The sequence below is a fragment of the Dankookia sp. P2 genome (assembly GCF_050632255.1).
Classification (GTDB): domain Bacteria; phylum Pseudomonadota; class Alphaproteobacteria; order Acetobacterales; family Acetobacteraceae; genus Paracraurococcus.
This window is the reverse complement of the sequence record NZ_CP192581.1, coordinates 5,451,471-5,476,116: the sequence shown is the minus strand read 5'-3', so window position 1 is coordinate 5,476,116 and position 24,646 is coordinate 5,451,471. Positions and strand designations below refer to the sequence as shown.

The 24,646-nt window shown below is 72.0% G+C and carries 23 protein-coding genes, 9 pseudogenes and 1 riboswitch; of the genes and pseudogenes, 18 read left to right on the top strand and 14 right to left on the bottom strand.

Annotation, left to right across the window (positions count from 1 at the left end; genetic code table 11):
- Positions 1-37 precede the first annotated feature (37 nt).
- The gene (locus ACQ86J_RS32590) at positions 38-448 is read left to right on the top strand and encodes a septal ring lytic transglycosylase RlpA family protein (RefSeq protein ID WP_431268759.1); all 411 of its coding nucleotides are present in this window, start codon (positions 38-40) and stop codon (positions 446-448) included.
- A 4-nt stretch (positions 449-452) separates the two neighbouring features.
- Here ACQ86J_RS32590 and ACQ86J_RS32585 read toward each other — a convergent pair whose 3' ends face one another.
- Entirely contained in the window at positions 453-1,625 is a 1,173-nt protein-coding gene (locus ACQ86J_RS32585) for an NADH:flavin oxidoreductase/NADH oxidase (RefSeq protein ID WP_431268758.1), read from the bottom strand.
- A 71-nt stretch (positions 1,626-1,696) separates the two neighbouring features.
- Between ACQ86J_RS32585 and ACQ86J_RS32580 the strand changes: the two are divergent.
- Positions 1,697-2,397: pseudogene (locus tag ACQ86J_RS32580) on the top strand (SDR family oxidoreductase).
- Between the two features lie 6 nt (positions 2,398-2,403).
- Here ACQ86J_RS32580 and ACQ86J_RS32575 read toward each other — a convergent pair.
- A complete protein-coding gene (locus ACQ86J_RS32575) occupies positions 2,404-2,871 on the bottom strand; it encodes an ester cyclase (protein ID WP_431268757.1) in 468 nt (155 codons plus the stop codon).
- Positions 2,872-2,946: 75 nt separating this feature from the next.
- On the opposite strand from ACQ86J_RS32575, the pseudogene ACQ86J_RS32570 reads away from it, so the two are divergent.
- Together ACQ86J_RS32570 and ACQ86J_RS32565 are read left to right on the top strand one after the other, a co-directional pair.
- Positions 2,947-3,509, top strand: a pseudogene (locus ACQ86J_RS32570) (RraA family protein); the annotation flags it as partial.
- A gap of 84 nt (positions 3,510-3,593) precedes the next feature.
- Positions 3,594-3,719, top strand: coding sequence for a hypothetical protein (locus tag ACQ86J_RS32565; protein WP_431272767.1), 126 nt, complete (start codon positions 3,594-3,596; stop codon positions 3,717-3,719).
- Here ACQ86J_RS32565 and ACQ86J_RS32560 read toward each other — a convergent pair.
- Positions 3,716-4,276 carry a class I SAM-dependent DNA methyltransferase gene (locus tag ACQ86J_RS32560; protein WP_431268756.1) on the bottom strand — a complete coding sequence of 187 codons (561 nt, stop codon included), beginning with the start codon at positions 4,274-4,276 and terminating at the stop codon, positions 3,716-3,718. The two genes, ACQ86J_RS32565 and ACQ86J_RS32560, sit on opposite strands and share 4 nt — an antisense overlap.
- A gap of 286 nt (positions 4,277-4,562) precedes the next feature.
- Positions 4,563-4,928: pseudogene (locus tag ACQ86J_RS32555) on the bottom strand (tetratricopeptide repeat protein); the annotation flags it as partial.
- 177 nt (positions 4,929-5,105) lie between these two features.
- Here ACQ86J_RS32555 and ACQ86J_RS32550 point away from each other — a divergent pair.
- Positions 5,106-5,345 carry a NepR family anti-sigma factor gene (locus tag ACQ86J_RS32550; protein WP_431268755.1) on the top strand — a complete coding sequence of 80 codons (240 nt, stop codon included), beginning with the start codon at positions 5,106-5,108 and terminating at the stop codon, positions 5,343-5,345.
- A gap of 10 nt (positions 5,346-5,355) precedes the next feature.
- Here ACQ86J_RS32550 and ACQ86J_RS32545 read toward each other — a convergent pair whose 3' ends face one another.
- From ACQ86J_RS32545 to ACQ86J_RS32535, 3 genes and pseudogenes are all read right to left on the bottom strand, one after another.
- Positions 5,356-5,658, bottom strand: coding sequence for an RNA polymerase sigma factor (locus ACQ86J_RS32545; protein ID WP_431268754.1), 303 nt, complete (start codon positions 5,656-5,658; stop codon positions 5,356-5,358).
- Between the two features lie 97 nt (positions 5,659-5,755).
- Positions 5,756-5,887 (bottom strand): annotated as a pseudogene (locus tag ACQ86J_RS32540) (hypothetical protein); the annotation flags it as partial.
- A gap of 308 nt (positions 5,888-6,195) precedes the next feature.
- Positions 6,196-7,868: pseudogene (locus ACQ86J_RS32535) on the bottom strand (formate--tetrahydrofolate ligase).
- 96 nt (positions 7,869-7,964) lie between these two features.
- Between ACQ86J_RS32535 and ACQ86J_RS32530 the strand changes: the two are divergent.
- Complete coding sequence (locus ACQ86J_RS32530) at positions 7,965-8,180, top strand: DUF1289 domain-containing protein (protein ID WP_431268753.1); 216 nt, start codon at positions 7,965-7,967, stop codon at positions 8,178-8,180.
- 143 nt (positions 8,181-8,323) lie between these two features.
- Positions 8,324-8,974 carry an OmpW/AlkL family protein gene (locus tag ACQ86J_RS32525; protein ID WP_431272617.1) on the top strand — a complete coding sequence of 217 codons (651 nt, stop codon included), beginning with the start codon at positions 8,324-8,326 and terminating at the stop codon, positions 8,972-8,974.
- Positions 8,975-9,139: 165 nt separating this feature from the next.
- On the opposite strand, the pseudogene ACQ86J_RS32520 reads toward ACQ86J_RS32525, so the two are convergent.
- A pseudogene (locus ACQ86J_RS32520) lies at positions 9,140-10,123 on the bottom strand (2-aminoethylphosphonate--pyruvate transaminase); the annotation flags it as partial.
- Positions 10,124-10,190: 67 nt separating this feature from the next.
- Positions 10,191-10,865, bottom strand: a complete 675-nt coding sequence (locus ACQ86J_RS32515) for a DUF1194 domain-containing protein (RefSeq protein ID WP_431268752.1) — start codon at positions 10,863-10,865, stop codon at positions 10,191-10,193.
- A gap of 56 nt (positions 10,866-10,921) precedes the next feature.
- On the opposite strand from ACQ86J_RS32515, the gene ACQ86J_RS32510 reads away from it, so the two are divergent.
- Complete coding sequence (locus tag ACQ86J_RS32510; protein WP_431268751.1) at positions 10,922-11,650, top strand: endonuclease III domain-containing protein; 729 nt, start codon at positions 10,922-10,924, stop codon at positions 11,648-11,650.
- Positions 11,651-11,760: 110 nt separating this feature from the next.
- Positions 11,761-12,183, top strand: a complete 423-nt coding sequence (locus ACQ86J_RS32505; protein WP_431268750.1) for a CBS domain-containing protein — start codon at positions 11,761-11,763, stop codon at positions 12,181-12,183.
- Positions 12,184-12,190: 7 nt separating this feature from the next.
- Here the strand turns inward: ACQ86J_RS32505 and ACQ86J_RS32500 are convergent, their stop codons facing one another.
- Positions 12,191-12,418, bottom strand: coding sequence for a hypothetical protein (locus ACQ86J_RS32500; protein WP_431268749.1), 228 nt, complete (start codon positions 12,416-12,418; stop codon positions 12,191-12,193).
- Between the two features lie 1,097 nt (positions 12,419-13,515).
- On the opposite strand from ACQ86J_RS32500, the gene ACQ86J_RS32495 reads away from it, so the two are divergent.
- From ACQ86J_RS32495 to ACQ86J_RS32475, 5 genes and pseudogenes are all read left to right on the top strand, one after another.
- Positions 13,516-14,733, top strand: a complete 1,218-nt coding sequence (locus ACQ86J_RS32495) for a CaiB/BaiF CoA transferase family protein (protein ID WP_431268748.1) — start codon at positions 13,516-13,518, stop codon at positions 14,731-14,733.
- Positions 14,734-14,794: 61 nt separating this feature from the next.
- On the top strand, positions 14,795-15,532 hold the full coding sequence (locus ACQ86J_RS32490; protein ID WP_431268747.1) for an enoyl-CoA hydratase: 738 nt from the start codon (positions 14,795-14,797) through the stop codon (positions 15,530-15,532).
- 183 nt (positions 15,533-15,715) lie between these two features.
- Entirely contained in the window at positions 15,716-16,375 is a 660-nt protein-coding gene (locus ACQ86J_RS32485; RefSeq protein ID WP_431268746.1) for an exopolysaccharide biosynthesis protein, read from the top strand.
- 47 nt (positions 16,376-16,422) lie between these two features.
- Positions 16,423-16,637, top strand: a riboswitch (cobalamin riboswitch).
- Positions 16,638-16,779: 142 nt separating this feature from the next.
- Positions 16,780-17,160, top strand: a pseudogene (locus tag ACQ86J_RS32480) (TonB-dependent receptor); the annotation flags it as partial.
- 419 nt (positions 17,161-17,579) lie between these two features.
- Positions 17,580-18,617 (top strand): annotated as a pseudogene (locus ACQ86J_RS32475) (TonB-dependent receptor plug domain-containing protein); the annotation flags it as partial.
- Here the strand turns inward: ACQ86J_RS32475 and ACQ86J_RS32470 are convergent.
- The gene (locus ACQ86J_RS32470) at positions 18,581-19,570 is read right to left on the bottom strand and encodes a cation diffusion facilitator family transporter (RefSeq protein ID WP_431268745.1); all 990 of its coding nucleotides are present in this window, start codon (positions 19,568-19,570) and stop codon (positions 18,581-18,583) included. The pseudogene ACQ86J_RS32475 and the gene ACQ86J_RS32470 sit on opposite strands and share 37 nt — an antisense overlap.
- A gap of 187 nt (positions 19,571-19,757) precedes the next feature.
- Here ACQ86J_RS32470 and ACQ86J_RS32465 point away from each other — a divergent pair, with 187 nt between their 5' ends.
- Positions 19,758-20,084 (top strand): YnfA family protein, encoded by a 327-nt coding sequence (locus ACQ86J_RS32465; protein WP_431268744.1) that lies wholly within the window; start codon positions 19,758-19,760, stop codon positions 20,082-20,084.
- On the opposite strand, the gene ACQ86J_RS32460 is transcribed toward ACQ86J_RS32465, so the two are convergent.
- Both ACQ86J_RS32460 and ACQ86J_RS32455 read right to left on the bottom strand, forming a co-directional pair.
- Positions 20,081-20,344 carry a hypothetical protein gene (locus tag ACQ86J_RS32460; protein ID WP_431268743.1) on the bottom strand — a complete coding sequence of 88 codons (264 nt, stop codon included), beginning with the start codon at positions 20,342-20,344 and terminating at the stop codon, positions 20,081-20,083. The two genes, ACQ86J_RS32465 and ACQ86J_RS32460, sit on opposite strands and share 4 nt — an antisense overlap.
- 144 nt (positions 20,345-20,488) lie before the next feature.
- Positions 20,489-20,680, bottom strand: a complete 192-nt coding sequence (locus ACQ86J_RS32455) for a TetR family transcriptional regulator (RefSeq protein WP_431268742.1) — start codon at positions 20,678-20,680, stop codon at positions 20,489-20,491.
- A 287-nt stretch (positions 20,681-20,967) separates the two neighbouring features.
- Here ACQ86J_RS32455 and ACQ86J_RS32450 point away from each other — a divergent pair, with 287 nt between their 5' ends.
- From ACQ86J_RS32450 to ACQ86J_RS32440, 3 genes and pseudogenes are all read left to right on the top strand, one after another.
- On the top strand, positions 20,968-21,762 hold the full coding sequence (locus ACQ86J_RS32450; RefSeq protein ID WP_431268741.1) for a hypothetical protein: 795 nt from the start codon (positions 20,968-20,970) through the stop codon (positions 21,760-21,762).
- A 26-nt stretch (positions 21,763-21,788) separates the two neighbouring features.
- Positions 21,789-22,616: pseudogene (locus ACQ86J_RS32445) on the top strand (sulfatase-like hydrolase/transferase); the annotation flags it as partial.
- A gap of 175 nt (positions 22,617-22,791) precedes the next feature.
- Positions 22,792-23,253, top strand: a complete 462-nt coding sequence (locus ACQ86J_RS32440; protein WP_431268740.1) for a sulfatase family protein — start codon at positions 22,792-22,794, stop codon at positions 23,251-23,253.
- A 299-nt stretch (positions 23,254-23,552) separates the two neighbouring features.
- Here the strand turns inward: ACQ86J_RS32440 and ACQ86J_RS32435 are convergent, their stop codons facing one another.
- Positions 23,553-24,632 (bottom strand): FkbM family methyltransferase, encoded by a 1,080-nt coding sequence (locus tag ACQ86J_RS32435; RefSeq protein ID WP_431268739.1) that lies wholly within the window; start codon positions 24,630-24,632, stop codon positions 23,553-23,555.
- Between the last annotated feature and the right edge of the window lie 14 nt (positions 24,633-24,646).

Here is a 24,646-nt window from a genome sequence, read left to right as displayed (position 1 = left end):
TCCCATCCGGGACCGCACCGGATCGGAGAGAACGCCCATGCACCGCCTCGCGGCCCCTGCCCTCCTGCTGCTCGGCCTCGCCGCCTGTTCCACCCCGCCGGCCGAGCCGCCGCGGCCGGAAGCCGCCGCCCCGCCGGCGCAGCGCGGCGAGGCGTCCTTCTATGGGCCGGGCTTCGAGGGGAAGCGCACTGCCAGCGGTGAACGCTTCGACCCTGACGCCAATACCGCGGCCTCGAAGACCCTGCCGCTCGGCTCGGTGGCGGAGGTGACGAATCTCGAGACCGGGCAGTCGCAGCGGGTGCGGATCACCGATCGCGGCCCCTATGTGAAGGGCCGCGTGGTCGACGTGACGCCGAAGGTAGCCGAGAAGATCGGCCTGAAGCACAAGGGCACAGCCCCGGTCGAGGTCAAGCCGGTCGCCGCCCCGACCGAGACCGCGGCGCGCTGAGGCCTCAGGCCTCCTGCTTCTCGCGGTAGGTGCTGGGCACCATGGTCTTCACCTGCCGTGCCCGCTTCTCCAGCCAATAGGCGCTGGCGGGCGGGACCAGGGCGAAACGTGGATCGACGCCTAGCTTCTGCGCCGCGTCCATCGGCCAGTTCGGGTTGTAGAGCAGCTCCCGGGCGAGGGCGATCAGGTCGGCCTCACCCTTCTGCAGGATGCCCTCGGCATGGTCGGCATGGACGATCAGCCCGACCGCCATGGAGAGGATCCCGGCCTCACGCCGCAGCCGCTCGGCATAGGGCACCTGGTAGCCATAGCCGATCGGTCCGGCGCTGGTGACCGGCGCGCCGGACATCCCGCCCGAGGAGCAGTCGATGACATCGACGCCCTTGGGCTTGACCAGCTTCGCCAGCTCGACGCTCTCGGCCGGGCCCCAGCCCACGTCGTCCTCGACCGACAGCCGCAGGAAGAGCGGCTTGTCCTCGGGCCAGTGGCGGCGGACCTCCTCCACCACCTCGATGCAGAAGCGCATGCGGCCCATGCCGTCGCCGCCATATTCGTCGTTGCGGCGGTTGGAGAAGGGGCTGAGGAACTGGTGGATCAGGTAGCCATGCGCGCCGTGGATCTCCAGCACATCGAAGCCGGCTTCGTTGGCGCGGCGGGCGGCCTGGCCCCAGCGGGCGACGGTGTCCTTGATCTCGTCGCGCGAGAGGGCGCGCGGCACCGGGTCGCTGTCCGGCGAGTTGGTGGCGGAGGGGGCGACCAGCTCCCAGGCGTCCCACTCGGCGGGATCGAGCGCCTCGACGACGGCGTCGCGGGTCAGCGGCGCGCCGCCTTCCCAGGGCCGGAAGCGTCGTGCCTTGCGGCCGGAATGACCGATCTGGATGCCGGCGACGCAATCCTGCGCTCGGATGAACTCGACGATGCGCGCCAGACCGGGGACGAAGGCGTCGTCCCACAGGCCGAGATCACCCATGGTGCCGCAGCCGCGCCGCTCGACCTTGGTGCTCTCCACCATCATCAGCCCGGCGCCGCCGGCGGCGTAGCGCCCGGCGTTCATCAGGTGCCAGTCGGTGGCGAAGCCGCGCAGCGCGGCATACTGGTGCATGGGTGCGACGACGACGCGGTTCTTCAGCGTCACGCCACGGATCTGCATGGGCGTGAACAGCAGCGGTCCGGCCATTCCTGCGTTTCCTCTCGGCATTTGCGGGCCATGCTACAGGGCCGGGCGCAACTGGGAAGGAGGGCGGGCGGATGGCGGACAAGGTGGCGCTGGTCACGGGCGGCGCGCGCGGGATCGGCGCGGCGGTGGCGGCTCGCTTCGCCGCCGATGGCTGGCGCGTGGTGATCGCCGACCGCGACCTGGCGCGGCCGCCCCATGCGGCGCGCTGCGTCGCCGCCGACGTGTCCGACGAAGCCGCGGTGGCCGCGCTGGTCGCCGGCATCGCGGCGCATGAGGGGCGGCTCGACGCGCTGGTCTGCAATGCTGGCTTCATGATCCGCAAGCCGCTGCGCGACCTGGCGCTGGCGGAGTGGAACGCGGTGCTCGGCATCAACCTCACCAGCAGCTTCCTTCTGGTGCGCGCGGCGGAGGGAATGCTGCGCGCGGCCGGCGGCGCGGTGGTGACCATCGCCTCCACCCGGGCCCACCAGTCGGAGCCCGACACCGAAAGCTACAGCGCCTCCAAGGGGGCTTGGTCGCGCTGACCCACGCGCTCGCCGTCAGCCTCGGCCCGCATGTCCGGGTGAACTGCGTCAGCCCCGGCTGGATCGAGACCAGGGGCGCCACGCTCTCGGCCGAGGATCATGCGCAGCATCCGGCCGGGCGCGTCGGCCGGCCGCAGGACGTGGCGGCGCTGGTCGCCTGGCTCTGCGGGCCGGAGAGCGGCTTCGTCACCGGCGCGGAATTCGTCACCGATGGCGGGATGACCCGGAAGATGATCTACGCGGAATAGGCGCGGCTAGATCGGCCTGCCCTCGCTCCTCGCCCAGTCCGCCATCAGCGTGTTGCTGGGCAAGCCGTTGTCCACCACCTTCCGCGCCGTCTCGCCGCCCGCCACCGGCAGGCCCTTGGGGTCCAACAGGCCGATCTGCACGAGGACCGAGGCCTGGTCCCAGTAGATGTGCTCGTGCACCAGCCGGTCGCCCTCGAAGCGGACGATGGCGACCAGCGGCACCTCCACCCTGCGGCCGGTCGGCGGGATGCCCGGCAGCATCCAGTCGATCTCCGAGGTATGGGTGAAGGAGAAGATCATCTCATCGACCAGCTGGTTCTCCCCCACGGTCCGGCTGACCGGCACCAGCGCCGTGTCCGGCGGGTTCGCACCGACGAAGTGGTATTTGTAGAAACGCTTGAGTTGGTCGTGCCCGACCCCGCCGGTCATGGTCGGGATGTGGTTGACATAGGGCTGCGGCACCATCGTCGCCATGGTGGCGTCGACGTCGCGAAGTCTCGAATCTCGTGCCGGCAATGCGCCTCCCAGAGCGCGGCGAGGTCGTGGGGCATGGCGTCCTCCTTCGGCGGGCCGGCGCGGATTGCGCCGTGGCGGCGGGCGGGCGAGCATCCTTCCATCCAAGGGAAGCCCGCCGCCATGCTCGACAACCCGCCCCTGCTGAAAATTCATCGCGGCCATGCCCGCCCCGACCCGGCGCTGCTGGAGCGCTTCCGCGGCGCGCAGACCTCGCACCTAGTGGACGCCATGGATGGCCGCGGCGCGATGGACTGGCAGATCAAGCCGATGGACCCGGCGACCGCCACCTTCGTCGGCCCGGCGCTGACCGCCTTCGCCTATCCGGCCGATGTCGTCGGCGTCTTCGGCGCGCTGGGCGAGGCGCAGGCGGGCGACGTGGTCGTCGTCGCCAATGACGGCTACCGGGCCACCGCCGTGGTCGGCGACATCGTCATCGGGCTGATGCGCAACAAGGGCGTCGCCGCCTTCGTGACCGATGGCCTGGCGCGCGACCGCGCCGGCATCGTCGCCACCGGCCTGCCCTGCTTCGCCGCCGGCATCGTGCCGACCTCCCCGCCGCCAACGGCCCGGGCGAGGTCGGCGCGCCGCTGGTCTGCGGCGGCGTCCATGTCCGCAGCGGCGACATCGTGGTGGGCGACGCCGATGGCGTGGTGGTGGTGCCGCAGGAGCGAGCCGAGGCGGTGCTCGCCGCGCTCGACCGGGTGCGGGAGGCGGAGGTGAAGGCGGTGGCGGCGGTCGATGCCGGCGCGACCGAGACCGCCAAGCTGCGGGCGATCATGGCGGGCGCCACGGTCATCGGCGGCTAACGCCGCGCCCGCAGGACGAAGAGCGCGCCCACCACCGGCGCGCCCTTCTCCATCCGCAGCACAGCCTCCTCCCGCGCCAGCAGCACGAGCCCCGCCGCCGCGGCCAGCGCCGCCACATGGTCGGGGTCGTGGCGGTAGCGCATGGCCTCGCCCAACGCGAAGGGGGCGCCCGCCCCGGCCTCCACCGAGAAGGCCGCGACCCCGCCCGGGGCCAGGGCGCCGGCGATCGCCGTCAGGGCCGGGGCCAGGTCGCCGAGATAATTCAGCACATCCGCCGCGGCGATCAGCTCGAAGCCGCCCGGCCGCCCCGGCAGCCAGTCCAGCAGGTCGGCCTCGTGCAGCGCGTCGTAGAGGCCGCGCTTCCGTGCCTCCGCGAGCATGCGGGGCGAGAGGTCCAGCCCTTCCAGCCGCCGCGCGAAGCCGGCCAGCGCCGCGCCCGAAAGCCCGGTGCCGCAGCCGAGGTCGAGCACCCGCAGCGCCCGTCGCGGGGCGAGGCCGGCCCGGGCCAGCAGCGCGGCCAGCAGCGCCGGGGTGCGGTAGTCGAGCCGCCCGGTCAAGCTCGGCCTCGAAGCGCGGGGCGAACTGATCGAAGAGGTCGCGCACATAGGCGGCCGGGGCGCGGTCCGGCGCCGGCGCGGCGCCCAGCGCCGCCAGCAGGAAGCGCGCCTGAGCGGCCAGGTCGGGTGACGCGCTGGCGCGGTCCAGCGCAGCCCCCGCCGCCGCGGCCGCGCCGGCGGCATCGCCGGCCTCGCGCCGCGCATGGGCCAGCGCCAGCAGCGGCTCCGGCGCCTCGGGCAGCAGGGCAGCGGCCCGCGCCAGGGGCGCCAGTGCCGCCGCCGTGTCGCCCAGCGCGCACAGCGCCTGGCCGAGGTTGCGCAGCGCCACCGGATCTTCCGGCCGCCGCGCCAGCGCCGCCCGCAGCGCCGCCACCGCCTCGGCCAGCCGGCCGGCCTCGGCCAGAGCGGCGCCGCGATTGGCCAGGAAGACCGGCTCCTCGGGCGCCACGGCCAGCGCGCGGTCGGTATGCCGCAGCGCGCCGGCCGCATCGCCGCGCTGGCGCGCCAGCACGCCCAGCAGGTTGTGCGCGTTGGGCTCGTCCGGCCGGCGCTTCAGCACCTGGCGGTACAGCCGCTCGGCCGCGGCGAGGTCGCCGGCGGCATGGCGCGCGGCACCAGCCTGCAGAAGGGATTGGGGGTCGTCTGGCGGCATCCGCCGGTCATCGCAGCGGGACGGCGCGGGCGCAATCCGGGTACCTGACCCAGGCGCGCATCACAAACGCGTGCTTGCTTATGGACGAGGCTTTATCTACTTTCACGCGCATCAGAGCCTGCCCTGCCTGCCGCCTCGGTCAGCCGTTGCGGAACGAGTCCGGAGCTCCCGCCCCGCATGCCCGATGCCAAGCCGAACGTCCTGCCCGCCGGCGTGGAACCCGCTTCCGATGCAGGCATTGGGGTTGCCATGCAGGATTTCGCCATCCCCATCCGGGACAAGTCGACCGTGCCGCAGGCGGAGGCCCCGAGATTCGACACCTGGCTGCGCCGTCACCTGGGCCAGTTGCACGCCGAGGTGCTGACCGAGCCGGTGCCGGAGCGCTTCCTCCGCCTCATGGACCGCCTCGGCGACTGAGCCGCCGCGCTCAGCCCAGATCCGGATCCTCGCCCGAGCGCGGCTCCAGCCCGACGCCGCGGCGCAGCGCCTCCCGCGCCCGCGACAAGCGCGACCGCAGGGTCCCCGCGGGGACGCCGAGCACCTTGGCCGCCTCGCTGTAGTCGAGCCCCTCGACCACCACGACCCAGAGCGCCTCCCGGTGGATGGGCGGCAGGCGGCGGAAGGCGATGATGACATCGCGCATCTCCTGCCGTTCCTCCTGCCCGCCGGAGATCGCCGCCTCCGGCATCGTCTCGGGCGACAGGAAGGGGCTGCGCGCGGCCCGCCGCACTGCCGCGGCGCGCGCATGGCGCAGGATGGTGAAAAGCCAGGCGCGGAGATCTCGTCCCTTCCTGGAACTGGTCGCGCGCCCCGATCGCGCGGACGAGCGTCTCCTGCACAAGGTCGTCGGCGGCGTCGCCGTGCTTCACCAGCACGCGCGCGAAGCGTCGCAACCGTGGGATTTCCGCGGCAACGGCGTTCGCGAAGGCGTCCGCCCAGGGCGCCCTGTCCTCTTGCATTCGAAACCGGTGGCCCCCTCATCGCGCTGCAATCTCGTCGGAGCCGACACTATCCGATGGCTGCGAAAGGGTGCGACGCGGGCGGCACACCCTTGCGTGTGACCCCCGGTGCTGCGCTGCACGCTTGCGTGCGGGGTTCATGGATTGGCAATACGTGCACCGGCACCGTGCACCAATGACACAGCCCGGCGCGGCAGCGTGGCGCGATACGGCCGCGCATCGTTTGCCGGATGGGCGATCGGTGTGCTGCCGCACACGTTTCCCGTGCGGCGCCTGCCCCGAACTTGCCTGCCGGCTGAAGCGGCCGCTCAGAACAGCCCGTCTATCCGCCCGTCGGAGTCGAGCCCGATTCCCTCCGCCGCCGGATGCCGCGGCAGGCCCGGCATGGTCATGATGTCGCCGCAGACCGCGACGACGAAGCCGGCCCCGGCCGAGAGCCGCACCTCGCGCACCGGCAGCACGTGGCCCTCCGGCGCGCCCATCTTGGTCGCGTCGGCGCTGAAGCTGTACTGGGTCTTCGCCACGCAGACCGGGACATGGCCGAAGCCCATCTCCTCGAAGCGCTTCAGCCGCGCGGCGGCCGCGGGCGGGATCTGCACCTCGGCGGCGTGGTAGATCTCCCGCGCGATGGTGCGCAGCTTTTCCGCCAGCGGCAGGGCGGGCTCATAGAGCGGGCGGTACTTCGCATGGCCCTCGGCCAGCAGCGCCTGCACCGCGCGGCCGAGCTCCGCCGCCCCCGCGGCGCCGTCGCCCCAATGGGTGCAGAGGAAGGCCTCGGCGCCGATCCGCGCCATGGCGTGCCGCACCGCGGCGATCTCGGCCTCGGTGTCGGTGGTGAACTTGTTCAGTGCGACGACGACGGGCAGGCCGAACTTGCGCATGTTCTCGACATGCCGGACCAGGTTGACCACGCCGCGCTCGACCGCGGCCACGTCCTCCGGCCCCAGCGCCGACTTCGCCACGCCGCCATGCATCTTCAGCGCCCGCACGGTCGCCACCACCACGGCGAGGTCGGGCGAGAGCCCGGCGCTCGGGCACTTGATGTCGAGGAATTTCTCGGCGCCGAGGTCGGCGCCGAAGCCGGCCTCCGTCACCACCACATCGGCCAGTGAGAGGCCGAGCGTGGTCGCCATGACGCTGTTGCAGCCATGCGCGATATTGGCGAAGGGCCCGCCATGCACCAGTGCGGGGGAGCCTTCCAGCGTCTGCACCAGGTTGGGCTGCAGCGCGTCGCGCAGCAGCGCCGCCATCGCGCCGTCGGCCTTGATGTCGCGCGCGGTGATGCTGGTGCCGTCGCGGGTCTGGCCGATGATGATGCGGCCGAGCCGCGCCTGGAGGTCGGCGAGGTCGCGGGCGAGGCAGAAGATCGCCATGACCTCGGAGGCCACCGTGATGTCGAAGCCGTCCTCCCGCGGCACGCCCCGCGCGGCGCCGCCGAGGCCGAGCACCATGTTCCGCAGGTTGCGGTCGTTCATGTCCATCGCCCGGCGCCAGGTGACGCGGCGCGGATCGATGCCCAGTGCATTGCCCCAGTAGAGGTGGTTGTCGATCATCGCGCTCAGCAGGTTGTTGGCGCTGGTGATCGCGTGGAAGTCGCCGGTGAAGTGGAGATTGATGTCCTCCATCGGCGCCACCTGGGCGCGCCGCCGCCGCCGGTGGCGCCGCCCTTCACCCCGAAGCAGGGACCGAGCGAGGGCTCCCGCAGGCAGATCATGGTCTTCGTCCCGAGCGCGTTCAGCGCGTCGCCGAGGCCGATGGTGGTGGTGGTCTTGCCTTCGCCGGCCGCGGTCGGGCTGATGCCGGTGACCAGCACCAGCTTGCCGCGCGGCTTGCCGGCCTCGGTCCGCAGCAGGCCGAAGTCGAGCTTCGCCTTGTGGCGGCCGAAGGGGATCAGCGCCGCCTCCGGGATGCCGGCCCGCTCGGCGATCGTGCCGATCGGCAGCAGGGTCGCGGCGCGTGCGATCTCGAGGTCGGTGGCCATGGCTATCCTCCCGGCAGGCCCCTCGCGCTTAATGGCCCGGGCGGCCAGGGCAAGCGCCGGCGGCAACCATCCCGGCCGCGGCGGCTTTGGGCCGGCATGGCAAGCCCCTGCATCGATGTCTGCCGCTACGACGAGGCCACCGGCTGGTGCCTCGGCTGCGGCATGACCCGGAAGGACAAGAAGCACTGGAAGAAGGCGAAGGAGCAGCGGCCGGAGATCCGCGCGGTGCTGCCCGGGCGCCTCGACGCCCTGGCGGCGTCGGGGCAGCCGACCGGGAAGGCGGCGGCGAAGAAGGCGAAGCGGAAGGACTGACCGGCGCTTCGTGGCTTTCGCGCCACAGCGTGGTGTCAGCCCATATTGGTTTCAAACGCAACTTGATCCGCATCAAGGCCGCGGGGGACCGCGCGCCTAATCCCTTGCGCAGCGGCAACGCCGCCGCGAACGGATCGAGAGACATGCGCAAGACCTTTGGCAGGCTGGCCGGTGCCGTCGCCCTGGCCGCCATCGCTGTCACCGGCGCCGCCGCGCAGGACGCGCCGCGCGGCAAGAAGGCGGGCGACTTCGTCGTCGGCCTCGGCGGCATCGCCGTCCTGCCCAGCAATGGCGGCAGCACCAGCATCGGCGGCAAGCCGGAAGCGAGCAACAGCGGCACCGCCCAGCTCGACTTCACCTACTTCATGCTGCCGCAGGTGGCGCTGAACCTGATCGCCGCCACCTCGCAACACGATGTCAGCGCCAAGGGCACGGCGCTCGGCGACGTGAAGCTGGGCAGCGTCTGGGTGCTGCCGCCGACCCTGACCCTGCAGATCCACCCGCTGCCGGACTCGCGGATCAGCCCCTATGCCGGCATCGGCCTGAACTACACCTTCTTCTACGGCTATGGCGGCAACAAGACCCCGCCGGTCAGCCGCGTGCGGATCGACAGCACCCCGGCCTTCGCCGCGGTGGTCGGCGTGGACTACGAGCTGGCGCCGAACTGGCTGCTCAACGTCGACGCCAAGAAGATCCTGCTGCGCTCGGATGTCAGCGTGAACTCGGGGACCGTCACCGCCCGCGCCAACCTCGACCCCTGGGTCGTCGGCGCGAGCGTCCGCTACCGCTTCTGACGCGATGCGGCGCGGCCCGCCCGGCGGGCCGCGCCGGCACCTCAGTCGTCGTCGCGCGGGGAGGCCTTGGGCTGCGGCGCCTCGTTGCCGGAGGCCTCCGCGCCGGGTGACGCCGAGCTCCCGCAGCGCCCCGTCGATCGCCGCCACGGCGCCGCGGATATCCTCCGGCGTCACCGCGCCGATGCAGCCCACGCGGAAGGTCGGGACCTTGGTGTTCCAGAAATTGCTGATCAGCACGCCCCGGCGCTTCAGCGCATCGACGAAGGGCTGCAGCTTGAAGGCCGGGTCGGCCGGCTGGTGCACGGTGACGATCACCGGGCCCTGGTCGGCCCAGTCCAGGTAGGGCGTCAGGCCGAGCGCCCGGACGCCGTCATACATCGCCCGCACGTTCTCCCGGTAGCGTGCCAGCCGGGCGGGCTGGCCGCCCTCCTGCGCGTGCAGGTCGAGCGCCACGCCGAAGGCCGCCAGCGCCTGCACCGGCGGGGTGAAGCGGAAGCTGCCCCAGCCGGCCCGCAGCGCATGCTGGTAGACATCCGCCAGGTCGAAGGACCAGGACCCGGCATTGCCGGCCGCGGCGGTCACGCTGTCGATCCGCGCCACCGCGAAGCCGATCCCCGGCAGGCCTTCCAGGCACTTGCCGCTGGTGAAGACCAGAACGTCGATCTCCGGATGCGCGGCCAGGTCGATCGGCACCGCGCCGAAGGCCGAGACGGAGTCGAGGATCAGCCGCCGCCCCGCCGCCCGCACCGCTGAGCCCACCGCCTCGGCGTCGTTGACGATGCCGCTGCCCGTCTCGTTGTGGATCATCGCGACATGCGAGATCGCCGGGTCGGCCGCGAGCGCGGCGGCGATCTCGGCCGCCGTCACCGACCGCGTGTCCGGCCCGGGCAGCGCCACCACCACCCGGCCGGCCTCGGTCGCCAGCCGCACCGCGCGGTCGGCATAGGCGCCGTTCTGCGGGATCAGCACCTTCGCCCCGGCCGGGACGAAGGTGCGGATCGCCGCTTCCATGATGAAGTGGCCGCAGCCCTGCAGCGGCAGGGTGGCGTGCACGCCCTCGACACCGCCGGCCAGCGCCCGCACGCGCTCCCGGATCGAGGCATAGGTGGGGCGGAAGTCGTTGTCCCAGGGGGCGATGTCCTGCGCCATGGCGGCACGGGTCTCGGGCCTGGTCTGCACCGGGCCCGGAATCAGCAGCAGCATGAATCTGCACCTGTCAGTAAGCCTCGGGAGATAACCGATCCGCCCGGGACAGGAGAAGCCCGCCGATCTCCCGCGCCAGCTTTTCCCGGATGGCTTGCGCGAAGGCGGCGTAGTCGGGGCAGTCCATGGCAAAGCAGCCGGGACCGCCGATCACCTCGGCGCGGTAGTGGTCGAGCAGGTCGGGCTCCTCGTTCAGCACCGCCAGCCCGTTCAGCGTGACCCCGGCGGCGACGCCGATATCCCGCACCGGGCCCGGCAGCCGCCCCTGGTTGTGCTTGCCGTCGCCCGAAACGTCCAGCACCAGCCGGCTGGCCGGCGCCGGGCAGCGCGCCAGCTGGCCGAGGCCGGCCGCCATCCCTTCCCCCAGGCGCGGTCGCGCCCGGCAGCGGCAGCCGGGGGCATTGTCGATCGCCTCGGCCAGCGCCGCGGCGGCCGCCGCCCCGTCGATCCGCATCCAGGGCACCGCGACCTCCGGCCCGCCCGAGGGCGGCCGCATCGAGGGCCAGGCGCCGGACCAGAACAGCACCGCCACGGCGACCGCCCCGCGCGGCCCGCCGGCGCAGGCCGCGGCGATGCCGGGGTCGCGGAAGGCGGCCGCGGTGCCGCCGATCATCAGGCCGAATTCGTCGTAGTCGACGCTGGCCGAGACATCGATGGCGAGGCAGAGGGCGAGGTCGACGGGATCCATCGCCCACGTCCTAGCTTGGCCCGAACTCCGGAGTCGCGGCCGCCGTTGAGGCTGCCATGCCGCTCTCCCGCCTGGCGCCCGCCCCGGATGCCGCGAAACGCGACCTTGCGCTCGAGGCGCACCGCCGGCTCTGCGCCGAGTACGGCTGCCCGATCGGCTATTTCCATGCGCTGGCGCCGCTCGACGAGCTGGTCGCCTCGCTGCTCTCGCACCGGACCAGGAATGCCGACAGCGCCCGGGCCTTCAAGGCGCTGCGCGAGCGCTTCCCCGACTGGGCCGCGGTGCGCGACGCACCGGTCGCCGAGGTCGAGCGGGCGATCGAGGGCGTGACCTGGCCGGAGGCCAAGGCTCCCGCCCTGCAAAGGACCCTGCGCGCGCTGACGGAACGCCAGGGGCTGCTCGACCTCTCGCACCTGGCGGGGATGCCGGAGGCAGAGGCGCAGGCCTGGCTCGCCACGCTGCCCGGGGTCGGGCCGAAGACCGCCGCCGCGGTGCTCTCCTTCAGCACGCTGCGCGGCCGGGCCCTGCCGGTGGACAGCCACCACCACCGCGTCGCGGCGCGGCTCGGGCTGATCCCGAAGGGCTTTGCGGTCGGGCCTTCCCATACCGTGCTGGCGGCGCTGCTGCCGGAGGACTGGGACGCCCAGGCCTTCTACGACCACCACCAGGTGCTGATGCGGCATGGCCAACGCTGCTGCTTCTTCCGCGGCCCGGCCTGCGGCCGCTGCGTGCTGCGCGACCTCTGCCCGGAGGGTCAGGCGCGGCTCGGCACCGCGCCGGGCTGAGGCGCACGGCAACGCGACCGGGGGGCTTGCGGCGGATCAAGGCCCGGGCCGCAACCGCGGCGCCAGGCTGGCCGCGGCCGCCGCAGGACGGCCGGGCGAGGGAGCGCAGGATGACCAACCGCCACATGCACGAGATCATCACCCGCCGGCACCCCATCACCCTGCCGCCCGAGGCGACCGTGCAGCATGCCTGCCAGGAGATGCGCAACCACCGCATCGGCGCGATCCTGGTGACCGACCCGCATGGCCGGCTGCTCGGCATCTTCACCGGGCGCGACGCCATCAGCCGGCTGGCGGCGGAAGGCCGCGACCCGCGGGCGACGCGGCTGCGCGAGGTGATGACGCCGAACCCCGAATGCTGCGCGCCGCATATCCAGGCGATCGAGGCGCTGCGGCTCATGCGCGACGGCGGCTTCCGCCATGTCCCCGTGGTGGATGGGCACCGGCTGGTCGGGGTCGTCTCGCGCGGCGATTTCCTGAGCGACGAGCGGGGGCGGCTGGAGGCGGAGAGCCACCTGTGGGAGCGGATGTGAGGCGCCGTCAGAAGCCGTAGCGCAGGGTCAGCGCCACCTGGCGATGGGTGATGGCGGGGTTGGCTTCCTGCGTCAGCACGCTCAGGCCGGCCGCCAGCCGGTCGGTCACCCGGTATTCCAGGCCGGCCGAAAGGTAGAGCGCGTCGCGCGGATATTTGGTGTAGTACAGCCCGGCTTCCGTGGCCGGGTTGCTGTATTCCCACTGGATCCGGGCGAAGGGGCATGAAGCGGCCATGCTGCCAGAAGGCCTGGGCGCCGAGATAGGCGGTCTGCACCGCCGCCCCGGTGCCGATGAAGGGCGCCGACCAGGTCGACGCATAGCGGTAGCCGAGCCGGCCCGCGAGGGTGATGCCGGTCTCCCGGACCGCGGCGACCAGATTGGCCGCGACATCGCCGAAGACGGTGCCGTCGGTGTCGCCCGTACCGTATCCCGCGAAACGGTAGCTGGCGCTCCGCCGGGCCGGGAACCCGAAGGCCTGCCAGCCCGGGCCGAGATCCTGGGTGAGGGTAAGGGTACTGCCCCCGGAGCGCAGCCGGTAATCGCGCCGCGTATAGCCGACGGCCCCGGTCAGGATGACATGCCTGGTGGCGGCGAAGGCCGCATAGGACGCGATGGAATAGGCCTCGGTCTCGATCCGCAGCGGGTCGGAGTCGAAGCGGAAGGTGTCGACGACGGAATACGGCCCGCCCAGGAAGGTGTAGCTGTCCTCCTGGCCAGAGGCCCCCTGGCGCCCGCGCGACACCGCGACGGATCCGGCCAGCCCGGCCAGCCACTGGTCGCCCCGCCACTCCCCGCCGAAGAGCGTCTGCGACAGGTTGGTGTGCACCCTCGGCTCCCGGACGCTGGCGGCATCGGCAGTGGAGGGCCGCACCGCGAGGTCGTCATAGGTCGTGCTGAACCAGAGGCTCGGCCCTGCGGCGGCGGGGCTGGCCAGGGCCAGGCCGTGTTGCCCGGCCAGGTCGGTGGCCTGCCGCGTCACCTGCTGCCCGACCTGGTCGACGGACAGGTAGCCGGCATATTGCGCTCGCGCCGGCAGGCTGGTGGCGAGCGCGGCAAGCGCCGGCAGGCCGATGATGTGGAGTCGCATGCGGATCCTATCGGACCTTTTCGGTTTCGATCCTACGCCACAAAACGTTCCCGTCCAGAATCAAGTTGCGCGCGCGGCAGGGCCGCATAAGGCCGAGCGGCGTCCCGCCGACGGCCCACCTTCCCCGGTGCGCCGCCCCGGCCGCGGCCGGCGCCACCGCCTGGCACCGAAGGCGGCCGACCGCGCCATCTGGCCACTCCGCGCGACGCGCCCTAGTCTCCGGCAACCGCGGGGAGGAGTTCCGATGCCCGAAAGCCCGATCGACCCGGAATTGATGCAGGAGACCCGCCTTCCGCTGGCCGGCCTTCGCGTCCTCGACCTCACCCTGGCCCGTGCCGGCCCGACCTGCGTCCGGCACCTGGCCGACTGGGGCGCCGACATCATCCGGGTGGAGCCGCCCGGCCAGGGCGACGGGCTCGGCGGCGCGCGCGACGGCTTCGACCAGGTCAACCTGCACCGCAACAAGCGCGGCCTGTCGATCGACCTGAAGAACCCGGCCGGGCTGGAAGCCTTCCGCAAGGTCGCGGCGACGGCCGACATCCTGGTCGAGAACATGCGGATGCAGGTCAAGCACCGCCTGAAGATCGCCTATGACGACCTGAAGGAGCTCAACCCGCGGCTGATCTACGCCTCGATCTCCGGCTTCGGGCAGACCGGCCCCTATTCCAAGCGCGGCGGCGTGGACCAGATCGCGCAGGGCATGGGTGGCCTCATGACCATCACCGGCGAGCCGGGCCGCGGCCCGATGCGGGTCGGCATCCCGATCAACGACCTCACGGCCGGCAACCTGCTGGCCATGGGCATCATGATGAAGCTCTACGACCGGGAGCGCACGGGCAAGGGCGGCTACGTCCATACCTCCCTGCTGGAGGCGCAGGTCTTCATGCTGGACTTCCAGGCCAGCCGCTTCCTAATGGATGGCGAAGTCGCCGGCCAGGCCGGCAACGACCACCCCGTGAACATCCCGATGGGCGTCTTCCCGACCCAGGACAAGCCGATCAACATCGCCGCATCCTCGCCCAAGCTCTGGACCAACTTCTGCAAGGCAGCCGGCCATGAGGAATGGCTCGAGGTCGAGGAATGGAAGACCAATAGCGGCCGCAGCAAGGATCGCAAGCGGATCAACGAGGTGATCGCCGCGGTCACCAGCCAGCATTCCTCCGACTACTGGATCGAGAAGCTCGAGGAAGCCGGGATCCCCTGCGGCCCGGTGAACAACATCAAGGAGGTGTTCGAGGACCCGCAGGTCCAGCACCTCGAGATGGCGATGCCGATGCGCCATCGCACCCGCGGCGACATCAAGGTCGTGGCGCAGCCGGTGAACCTCGAAGGCGTCGAGACCGGCTTCTACCGGGACATGCCGAATCTCGGCGAGCACAACGACGAAATCCTCGCGGAAGCCGGCCTCACCGCCGCCGAGATCGCCGACCTGAAAGCCAAGGGAGCCCTGGGGGGCGCATGAGCAACTTCGACTCGCCGACGGCAAGATCCTTGCCAGCATCGAGGACGGCGTCGGCCGGGTGGTGTTCAACCAGCCCGAGAAGCGCAACGCCATGTCGGTCAACATGTGGGAGGGGATGGGCGCCGCGCTCGACCTCTTCGCCGAGGACCCGGCGGTGCGCTGCGTCGTCCTCCAGGGCGCGGGCGACAAGGCCTTCGTCTCGGGCGCCGATATCAGCCAGTTCGAGAAGGTCCGCAGCAACGCCGACGCGCAGCAGGAATACGACCGCGTCACCAGCGCCGGCCGCCTGAAGCTGTCGCACTACCGCAAGCCGGTGATCGCGCAAATCCGCGGCTTCTGCATGGGCGGGGGCTTGGGCATCGCCATGTCGACCGACATCCGCATCGCCTCGGATGACAGCCAGTTCGGCATTCCGGCGGCGAAGCTCTCGATCGCCTATGGCTTCGACATGGTCCGCGCCCTGGTCGACCTGGTCGGCCCGGCGCACGCCCATATGATCCTGATGACCGGCGAGCGCTTCGACGCCCGCGAGGCGGAGCGGATCGGGCTGGTCAACAAGGTCGTCCCGGTGGCCGAGCTGGACGCGACGGTGGCGAAGCTCACCGCGACGCTCGCCGGCAACGCCCCGCTCTCGCTGACCACCAACAAGCAGACGGTGAAGGCGGTGCTGCAGGACGCCGCGGATCGCGACATGCCGGCCATCCGTGCCGCCATGGCCGCCTGCTTCGACAGCGCCGACTACAAGGAAGGCCGCCGGGCCTTCATGGAGAAGCGCAAGCCGGCCTTCACCGGCCGCTGATACCCTCCGCTCCGGCCCGCCCTACCCGGGGTTTCACCGAGATTCCCGGTGCATGGCGGGCCGGTTGCGCTTAGGATAGGTCAACCGTGACGGGCCCGCAAAGAAGGGCCGCGCGAGGAGGCTTTGGAACGCCGGCCGCGCCGCGGCCGGACATCGACTGGGACGAAGGGTCTGAGACCGGGAATGGATGGGAATATCGAGGCGCCGATCGTCGCGGCAGCCCCCGTGCATGGGCATGGCATGGAAGCCGCGGGCGCGCCGATCTCGCGCATCGTCGCCGAAGTGGCGGCCCGCTTCCCGGGCGACCGCATCTCCCTCGGCGACATGGCCCTGGCCTTCGGCGACCGCGCCTTCGGCCTGCTGATCCTGCTGCTGCTGCTGCCCTCCCTGCTGCCCGGCATGGCCTCGGTCTTCGGCACGCCGGTGCTGATCCTCGGCGTGCAGATGGGCCTTGGCCGGAGGGTACCGAAGCTGCCCGGCTTCATCGCCCGGCAAAGCATCAAGCGGGAAGACCTGCTGCGCCTGGCAGGCTCCTCCTCCAAATGGCTTAACAAGGTCGAACGCTTCGTGCGGCCGCGGCCGGGCTTCTTTACCTCCCCCATAGGCGACCGGATCTTCGGCTGGCTCACCGCCTATGTGGCCCTGATGCTGATCCTGCCCGGGCCCGGCACCAACGGCCCGCCGGCCTTCGGCGCCATCGTCATGGCGCTCGGCCTGGTCGAGCACGACAACCGGGTCACCGCCTGGGGCGTCGGCCTGACCATCGCCGGCTGCGCCTTCGCCACCTTCGTGCTCGGCGTGGTCTGCTGGCTCGGGGTCAAGGCGCTGGGCTGGGTGTTCTAGCCGCCCCCGGCCGGCCATCCCCCTGCCCCCGGCCCGGCACGCCTGCTATAGGGCCGGCATGCGCCGGTGGCCCGCAAGGGCTGAAACGGGAACGCGCGAGGCCGGGGCGATCCCGGCCAGGCCGCGGCTGCCCTCGCAACTGTAGGCGGTGAGGCCCTGCCGAATGCCATTGCGCCGCAGGGCGCGAGAAGGCGGCAGGGCCAAGGAGCTCTCGGAGTTCCCCACCGCGAGCCAGGAGACCGGCCGGCGCAGAGTTGTCTCGCGCGTGCCGGGCGAGGTGCACCGGCGCACCGGATCACAGGTCCCCCGCCCCGGCGGGGTGCCTCCGTCTGCGGGAACGACGCCCGTCGTCCCGGCCCGTTCGGGCCGGGGCTCGTTCGTCAACGCCGCAGGGGGACCCCATCATGCGACGCGTCACACTGGCCCTGGCAGGCGGCCTCGCCGCGCTGTCCGGACTTGCCCAGGCCCAGGCCCCGCTTCCCGACACCATCGTCACCGCCACCCGCGTGCCCACACCGCAGGAACGCGTGCCCGCCGCCGCCACCGTCATCACCCGCCAGGATATCGAGGAGCGCGGCTACCAGACCCTGGCCGAGGCGCTGACCGCGGTCCCCGGCCTGCGCATCGCGCCGCAGGGCGGCCCGGGCCAGCTCACCTCCGCCTTCCTGCGCGGCACCGGCAGCGCCAATGTCCTGGTGCTGATCGACGGCGTCCCTGCCAACGATGTCGGCGCCCCGGCCGGCGGCTTCGACTTCGGCCAGGACCTGCTGTTCGACGTGGAGCGGATCGAGGTGGTGCGCGGGCCGCTCTCCTCGCTCTATGGGTCCTCGGCGATCGGCGGCGTGGTCAACCTGGTCACCCGCCGCGCCGCGCCGGACAAGGCCTTCGCGCCCTATGGCGAACTGGCCGGCGGCACGCAGAACACGCTGCGCGGCGGGCTCGGCGCCACCGGCACGGTCGGCGCCTTCGACTACCTGATGTCCGGCTTCTCCCAGTCCACGCGCGGCTTCAACGCCATGGCCCCGCGCTTCGAGACCAACATCCCCGAGCGCGACGGCTTCCGCGGCGCCAACGGCACCGCGCGGCTGGGCTGGTCGCCGCTCGAGGGCACCCGCATCGAAGGGTTGCTGCGCTGGCGGGAGAACCGCTTCGGCCTCGACAACGTGCCGCAGGACGACCCCAACTATAGCGGCCGCGACCGCCGCTGGGCCGGTCAGCTGCGCGGCGAGACCAGGCTGCTGGACGGCGGCTGGACCACCGGCCTGCGGGTCTTCCAGGCCGAGCAGAGCCGCCGCTACACCAACCTGCCCGACCAGTTCGACAGCTTCACGCGGGAGGATTCCCGCTTCCGCGGCACCCGCACCGGCGTCGACTGGGGCAACACCGTCCGGCTGCCCTCGGCCGGGCCCTTCACCGATGGCGCGCTCGGCTTCGGCGTGACCCATACGCTGGAGGAGGCGCGGACGACGCAGGCCTTCCCTCCGATTTCGGCGACTTCACCAGCAACCTGCGGGCGCAGCAGCACACCACCTCCGGCTGGGCGTCCCTCCAGTACCGGCTGCTGGAACGGCTCGACCTCTCGGGCGGGCTGCGGCAGGACAACGTCACCGGGGTGCAGGGCGCGACCACCTGGAAGCTCGGCGCGTCGCTCGCCCTGCCCGAGGTGAATCCCCGCCTGCGGCTCACGGCCGGCACCGCCTTCCGTGCGCCCTCGCTGTTCGAGCGCTACGGCATCGGCAGCTTCGACGGCTTCCAGGTCTCGACCGGCAATCCCGACCTGAAGCCGGAACGCAGCTTCGGCTGGGAAGTCGGCAGCGACACCGACCTGCCCGCCTTCGGCAACCGGCGCTTCGCCACCGCGAGCTGGACCTTCTTCCAGAGCCATGTGCGCGACCAGATCATCAACGTCTTCGGCCCGACCGGCAGCACCTATGCCAACATCAACCGCGCCAATATCCACGGCGCGGAGCTCGGCATGACGCTGCGCCCGGCGAGCTGGTTCGAGACGACGGCGGCCTGGACCATCACCGAGGCCTTCGACGCCGAAACCGACCGCCGCCTGCCGCGACGGCCGGAGACGGTGGTCAGCCTGACCGCGCGGGTCGTGCCGATGCCGAAGGTGGTGCTGGCGCCGACGGTGCTGTTCACGGGCCGCAGCCCGGAAGCCGCCTTCGCCAGCTACGCCAATGACGGCACCGCCTATCCCTATGCCCGCAGCAATCCGGCGGGCACGGTGGTGAACCTGACGGCAAGCTGGCAGGCCTTCGACCAGGCGGCGCTCTTCCTCGAGGCGCGCAACCTCGGCAACAGCCGGTGGGAGCCGGTGAACGGCTTCGTCACGCCGGGGCGGAGCGTGCTGGTCGGGACGCGCTTCGCGCTGTAGCCGCGCGCACCGCCTGCGGCCGCGGCCTGAGGAAGAACCGCGTCACTGCCGGATGCGCCGCCTCGACGCGGCGCGTCGAGCGCGGCGGCGGCCTGCTCCACGGCGCCGCCGGGCAGGTCGTCGCGGAAGTCGATCGTCACCGCGACCAGCACCTCGGCCGGGCCGAGATGCATGCTGAGCAGCTCCTCCACCGCGGCGACGCGGGCATCGGCCAGCAGCATCTCGCGGATCGACTCGACCAGCCGCGGCGAGGCCGCCTCCCCGGTCAGCAGGCTGCGCGTCTCGTTCGCCAGGAAGGCCGCGGTCGCCACCAGCAGCAGGCCGATGCCGATCGAGGCGACGCCGTCCAGCACCGGCAGGTCGAGCCACTCCGCCAGGCCGAGCCCGACCAGCGCGACCAGCAGCCCGGCCAGCGCCGCCGAATCCTCGAGCAGCACGGCGAAGACGCCGGGATCCTTGCTGCGGCGGATGGCGGCCCAGAAGGGCTCACCGAGATGGGTGCGGCGGAACTCGCGATAGGCGACGCGGAACGAGAGGCCTTCGAAGACCACTGCGGCGCCGAGCACGGCGAAGTTGATCCAGGCCCCTTCCACCGGATGCGGATCGGCGATCTTCCGCCAGCCCTCATAGACCGAGAAGGCGCCGCCCAGCGCGAAGATCAGCAGCGCGACGACGAAGGCCCAGAAATACAGTTCCATCCCATGGCCGAAGGGATGCCGGGCGGTGGGCGGCCGGGCCGCGCGGCGCAGGCCGAGCAGCAGCAGCCCCTGGTTGCCGGTATCGACCGCCGAATGGATCGCCTCCGACAGCATGGCCGAGGAGCCGGTCCAGAACGCCGCGGCGAATCGGTGGCGGCGATGGCGCAATTGCCTGCCAGCGCGGCCAGGATGACTCCGCGCGATCCGCCATGCGCCATGCCCGCTGCCTCCGCTGCCGCCGGGCAGAACGGCGGCGGGGCGGGATGGCTGCATGACGCGATTCGGCGCGGTAGCATCGGGAATGCTCAGCGCCCTCGCCTATGCCATTGCCGCGCTCGCCGAGATCGCCGGCTGCTTCGCCGCCTGGACGGTGCTGCGGCAGGGCGCGAGCGGCTGGTGGCTGCTGCCCGGGGCGGCCTCGCTCGGGCTCTTCGCCTGGGCGCTCACCTGGGTGGAGGCGGATGCGGCGGGCCGCGCCTTCGCCGCCTATGGGGGCGTCTATATCGCCGCCTCGCTCGGCTGGCTCTGGATGGTGGAGGGCCAGGCGCCGACCGGCTGGGACGCCGCCGGAGCCGCGCTGTGCCTGGCCGGGGCCGGCGTCATCCTGGCCGGGGCCGCGCGCGGCTAGGTCCGCCGCGAGCGGGCCAGGATATCCGCCGCCGCCATGGGCCGGGCCGCCACCTCGGCGGCATCGGCGACGCAGAAGCCCGCGCAGCAGCGTCCGGGCGACATCCGCGCCGTGGTCCGGCCCGGCCTCCCCCGCAGGACCGAGCGCATCCCCATGATCCCGGCGCCGAGCACCAGGTCGTGGGCGACCTGTGGTGAGGCCACGTCGAACCGCCCGGCGGCGATGCCGTCGGCGATGTCAGCGGCGAGGTCGGCGCGCATCGTCTCCCCAATGGCGCCGCGAAGAATGCGACGCGGACGATGATCCAGCCCCAGGTCGGGTTGCCCTCCGCCAGGCGGATGAACAGCCGGACCGTGCACCCGACCCGGTCGGCCGGATCGGCCAGGCCGCGCAGGATGCGGGTCTCAGCTCTGGATCCGGTCGGCGATGACCGAGGCCACCTCGACCAGCAATTCCTCCCGAGTCCTGAACATAATGTAGAAGGTCCCACGCGCCACGCCGGCTTCGGCTATGAAGTCCTTGATCACCGGCGTATCGGGGCCGAGCCGGGCGAAGACCCGCATCGCCGCCTCGATCAGCGTCGCACGGGTCCGCATGCGCTTGTGCTGACCAATCTCCGGCCGGGTTGCTTTCACGCTGCTGGACCGCCGCTGGTGGCTAGGGGAACCAAGTACATAGGACAATTCCGCTCCCGACGCGAATTTAGCTTGACGGCTTCGTCATTTTGACGAATGTGTCATTTCAGGACGCAGCCATGCGCCACAGCTTGGAACGCCGGTGCCGGGGTCACGACCTACCCGGCCGGGAAGCGCCGCCCGTCCCGCGGGCGCGATGCCCAAGCGGCAGGCCAGGCGGCGGCATCGGGGATTGGAGCAGCAGCGGCATGGCCGGAATTCGCTTGGGAATACTGCGGCGAGGCCTCGCGGCCTGGGCGCTCGGCCCGGCCCTGGCCGCCGCTTCCCTCGGCCAGGCGGCGGCGCAGGACGCCGCCCTGCCGCAGCTTCGACTCGACCTCACGCCCTATCTCTGGGTCGCCGGCGTCAGCGGCTCGCTGCACACGCCGCTGCCCGGGGCCCCGGGGCAGGACGTCTCCGCCCGCTTTGGCGACGTGCTGACCAACCTGAACGCCATCCCGCTGATGGGCGCGGCGGAATTGCGCTACGGCCGGCTCGGCCTGACCACCGACCTGGTCGCCATCTCGGTCAGGGCGGGGCTCAAGCCAATCAACGGTCCGCTCTTCTCCGGCGGCGACGTGCAGCTCACCCAGGTGATCGGCGCGGCCATGGTGACCGCGCGGGTGCTGGAGACTGGTGGCCACAGTCTCGACCTCGGCATCGGCCTGCGCGCCTTCGGCCTGTCCACCGAACTCTCGCTCGATGCCGGCCTGCTGCCCGGCACCTCGAGGAGCCCCGGTGCCAGCTGGGCGGACCCGCTCATCGGCCTGCGCTACCATCTCGACATCACGCCGCGCTGGGGCGCGACGCTCGCCGGCGATTTCGGCGCCACCTCCTCGACCCAGCAGACCTGGCAGGTCCTTGCCACGGCCGACTACCAGGCCGGCGAGCGGACCGTGCTGCGGGCCGGCTACCGGCACCTCGCCTTCTCCTACGGCTCCGTGCCGGTGCACCAGGACATGCATCTCAGCGGGCCGATCCTCGGCGCCACCTTCCGCTTCTGACCGCAGCATTCCAGGAGAGACATGCCATGGACGCGAACCGCGACGCCGGCGTCCCGACGACCGCCGCCAGGACCCGGCGCGACCTCCTGCTCGGCGGCGCCGCCTTCGCCGCCGCCGGCCTCGCCGCCGGCCCGGCCGCGGCACAGCCGGCCAGGCCGGCGCGCCCGCCGAACATCGTCTACATCATCTCGGACGACCAGGGCTGGAAGGATGTCGGCTACCAGGGCTCCGACATCCGCACCCCGAACATCGACCGACTGGCCGAGGGCGGCGCCCGGCTCGGGCAGTACTATGTCGAGCCGATGTGCACGCCGTCGCGCGCCGCCTTCCTGACCGGCCGCTACCCGATGCGCTACGGGCTGCAGACCGGCGTCATCCCCTCCGGCGGGCTCTATGGACTGGCGCAGGACGAGTACCTGCTGCCGCAGGCGCTGAAGGCGGCGGGCTACCGCACCGCCATGGTCGGCAAGTGGCATCTCGGCCATGCGAAGACCGAGATGTGGCCGCTCCAGCGCGGCTTCGAGTCCTTCTACGGCACCCTGGTCGGCGAGATCGACCACTTCAAGCACCAGGCGCACGGCGTCACCGACTGGTACCGCGACAACAAGCTGGTGGACGAGGAAGGCTACGACACCACGCTGTTCGGCGCCGAGGCGGTTAGGATCATCACCGGCCACGACAAGAACCGGCCGCTGTTCCTCTATCTCTCCTTCACCGCGCCGCACACGCCCTACCAGGCGCCGCAGGCCTATCTCGACCGCTACGCCCATATCGCCGATCCGCAGCGCCGCGCCTATGCGGCGCAGATCACCGCGATGGACGAGGAGATCGGCAAGGTCGTCGCCGCGCTCGAGCAACGCGGGATGCGGGAGGAGACGCTGGTCGTCTTCCACAGCGACAATGGCGGCACGCGCTCGGCCATCTTCGCCGGCGAGTCCGCGGTGAAGGGCGAGCTGCCGCCGGACAACACCGCCGCTGAAGAGCGGCAAGGGCACGCTGTACGAAGGCGGCACGCGGGCGGCGGCGGTGATGAACTGGCCCGGCCGGATCCCCGCCGGCAAGGTGGACGGGCTGGCGCATGTCGTCGACATGCTGCCGACCCTGGCGAAGCTGGCGGGCGCCCCGCTGGACAAGGCGAAGCCGCTCGACGGGCTCGACATCTGGCCGCATGTCACCGGCCAGGCGCCCTCCCCGCGGACCGAGATCGTCTACAATGTCGAGCCCTTCCGTGCCGCGGTCCGCCAGGGCGACTGGAAGCTGCTGATCGCGGCCCTGCTGCCGGCGCGGGTCGAGCTCTATGACCTGGCGAAGGACATCGGCGAGACGACGAACCTCGCCGCCGCCAAGCCCGATGTCGTCGCCAGGCTGCAGGCGCGGATCGACGCGCTGGCGCAGGAAGCGGTACAGCCCCTGCTGCTCACCGAGATGCTGCGGGCGACCTTCGGCGCGCCGCCCTCGACGCCTGAATTCACCTTCGTCAACGACGACTGAGCCGGCCATGCGATGGTGTCACGGCAGACAGAGAGAGAGGCTCCGATGAGGGCGAATCCCGATCTGGACATTGGCCGCGGCCCTCCTCCCGCTGGCGGCGGCGGCGGCGGTGGCGCAGCAGCCGATCTTCTATCCGTCGAAGGGACAGTCGGCGGAGAAGCAGGCGCAAGACGAGGCCGCCTGCCGGAGCTGGGCGACGCAGCAGACTGGCATCAATCCGAATGCGCCGGCCGCACCGGCGCCAGCCAAGGCTGGCGGGCGGGTCCGGGGTGCCGCGGTCGGCGCGACCGCCGCGGCCATCACCGGCAACGAAGCTGGGAAGGGCGCGGCCGTCGGCGCAGTCGCGGGCGGCGCAGCGCAGCGCGGCGCCCGGCGGCAGGATGCCCGGCAGGCCGCGGCGCAGCAGCAGCAGGCAGGCGCGACCCATGCGCGGGCGGTGGGCGCCTGCATGGAAGGCCGCGGCTACGCGGTCCGTTAGGCGGCAATGCGGGAAAGGGCCAGGGAGGACAGGTCCTCGCCGGCTGATCCCCGATACCTCCGCAGCGGCACGTGCCGCGCCACGGGCGCCGGCTCGCAAGAACGAAAGGGCGCGGCCCGGGCTCATTGGCCCCGTCTTCCTGTCCTCGCCCTAACGCAGCGCCTCGCTGCGCGTGGCATGCACGTCCAGCCAGCCATGCGCCAGCTGCCCGTCCCGGCGCGCCAGGGCGACGAAGTCGAGCCAGCGCCCGGTGGTCTCGGCGAAATCCGTCCAGCGGCCCGGGTCCAGCTCCAGCCCGAACAGGCCGCTGTGGTGGCCGGTGAACTGCACCGCGGCATGGCCGCCCTCCCCGCGCCGGCTCGGGCGGCCGGGTACCCCAGTGCAGGGCCTGGTTCACCAGCTGCGCCCGGTCGTAGCCGCAGGCCCGCAGATAGGCGAAGATGTCGAAGGACGACGCCTCCATCGAGACGAAATCCGGCCGCCGCCCATCCTCCAGCAGCTGCCGGGCGCAGTCCTCGTCCATGCCCTCGATGTCGCATTTCAGGTAGCGCGGCACGCCGAAGCGGTCGAACAGCTGCCCGAGCGTCACGGTCGGCACGCGGATCTCGGTCACCGCATGGCCTTCCTTGGCGGCGAAGTCGCGCGAGACGCTGTTCCAGTCGTCCTTCACCGGGTTGACCCAGAAGGAGACGGTCTCGCCGCCGCGCGGATAGAGCGCGCAGGGCACCACGGTCAGCCGCCCCGCCTCGACCTCGGCGGCGAAGCGGGCGGAGACCTCGGCGCAGAAATCCGGGCGCGCCTCCAGCGCCACCACGCGGAAGCCCTTCCGCAGGTAGAATTCCGTGTCCTCGCCACGGTGCAGGCCGAAGTCGAAGACCAGGTCGGGGATGCTGGCGCTCATCCGCGCAGGGATAT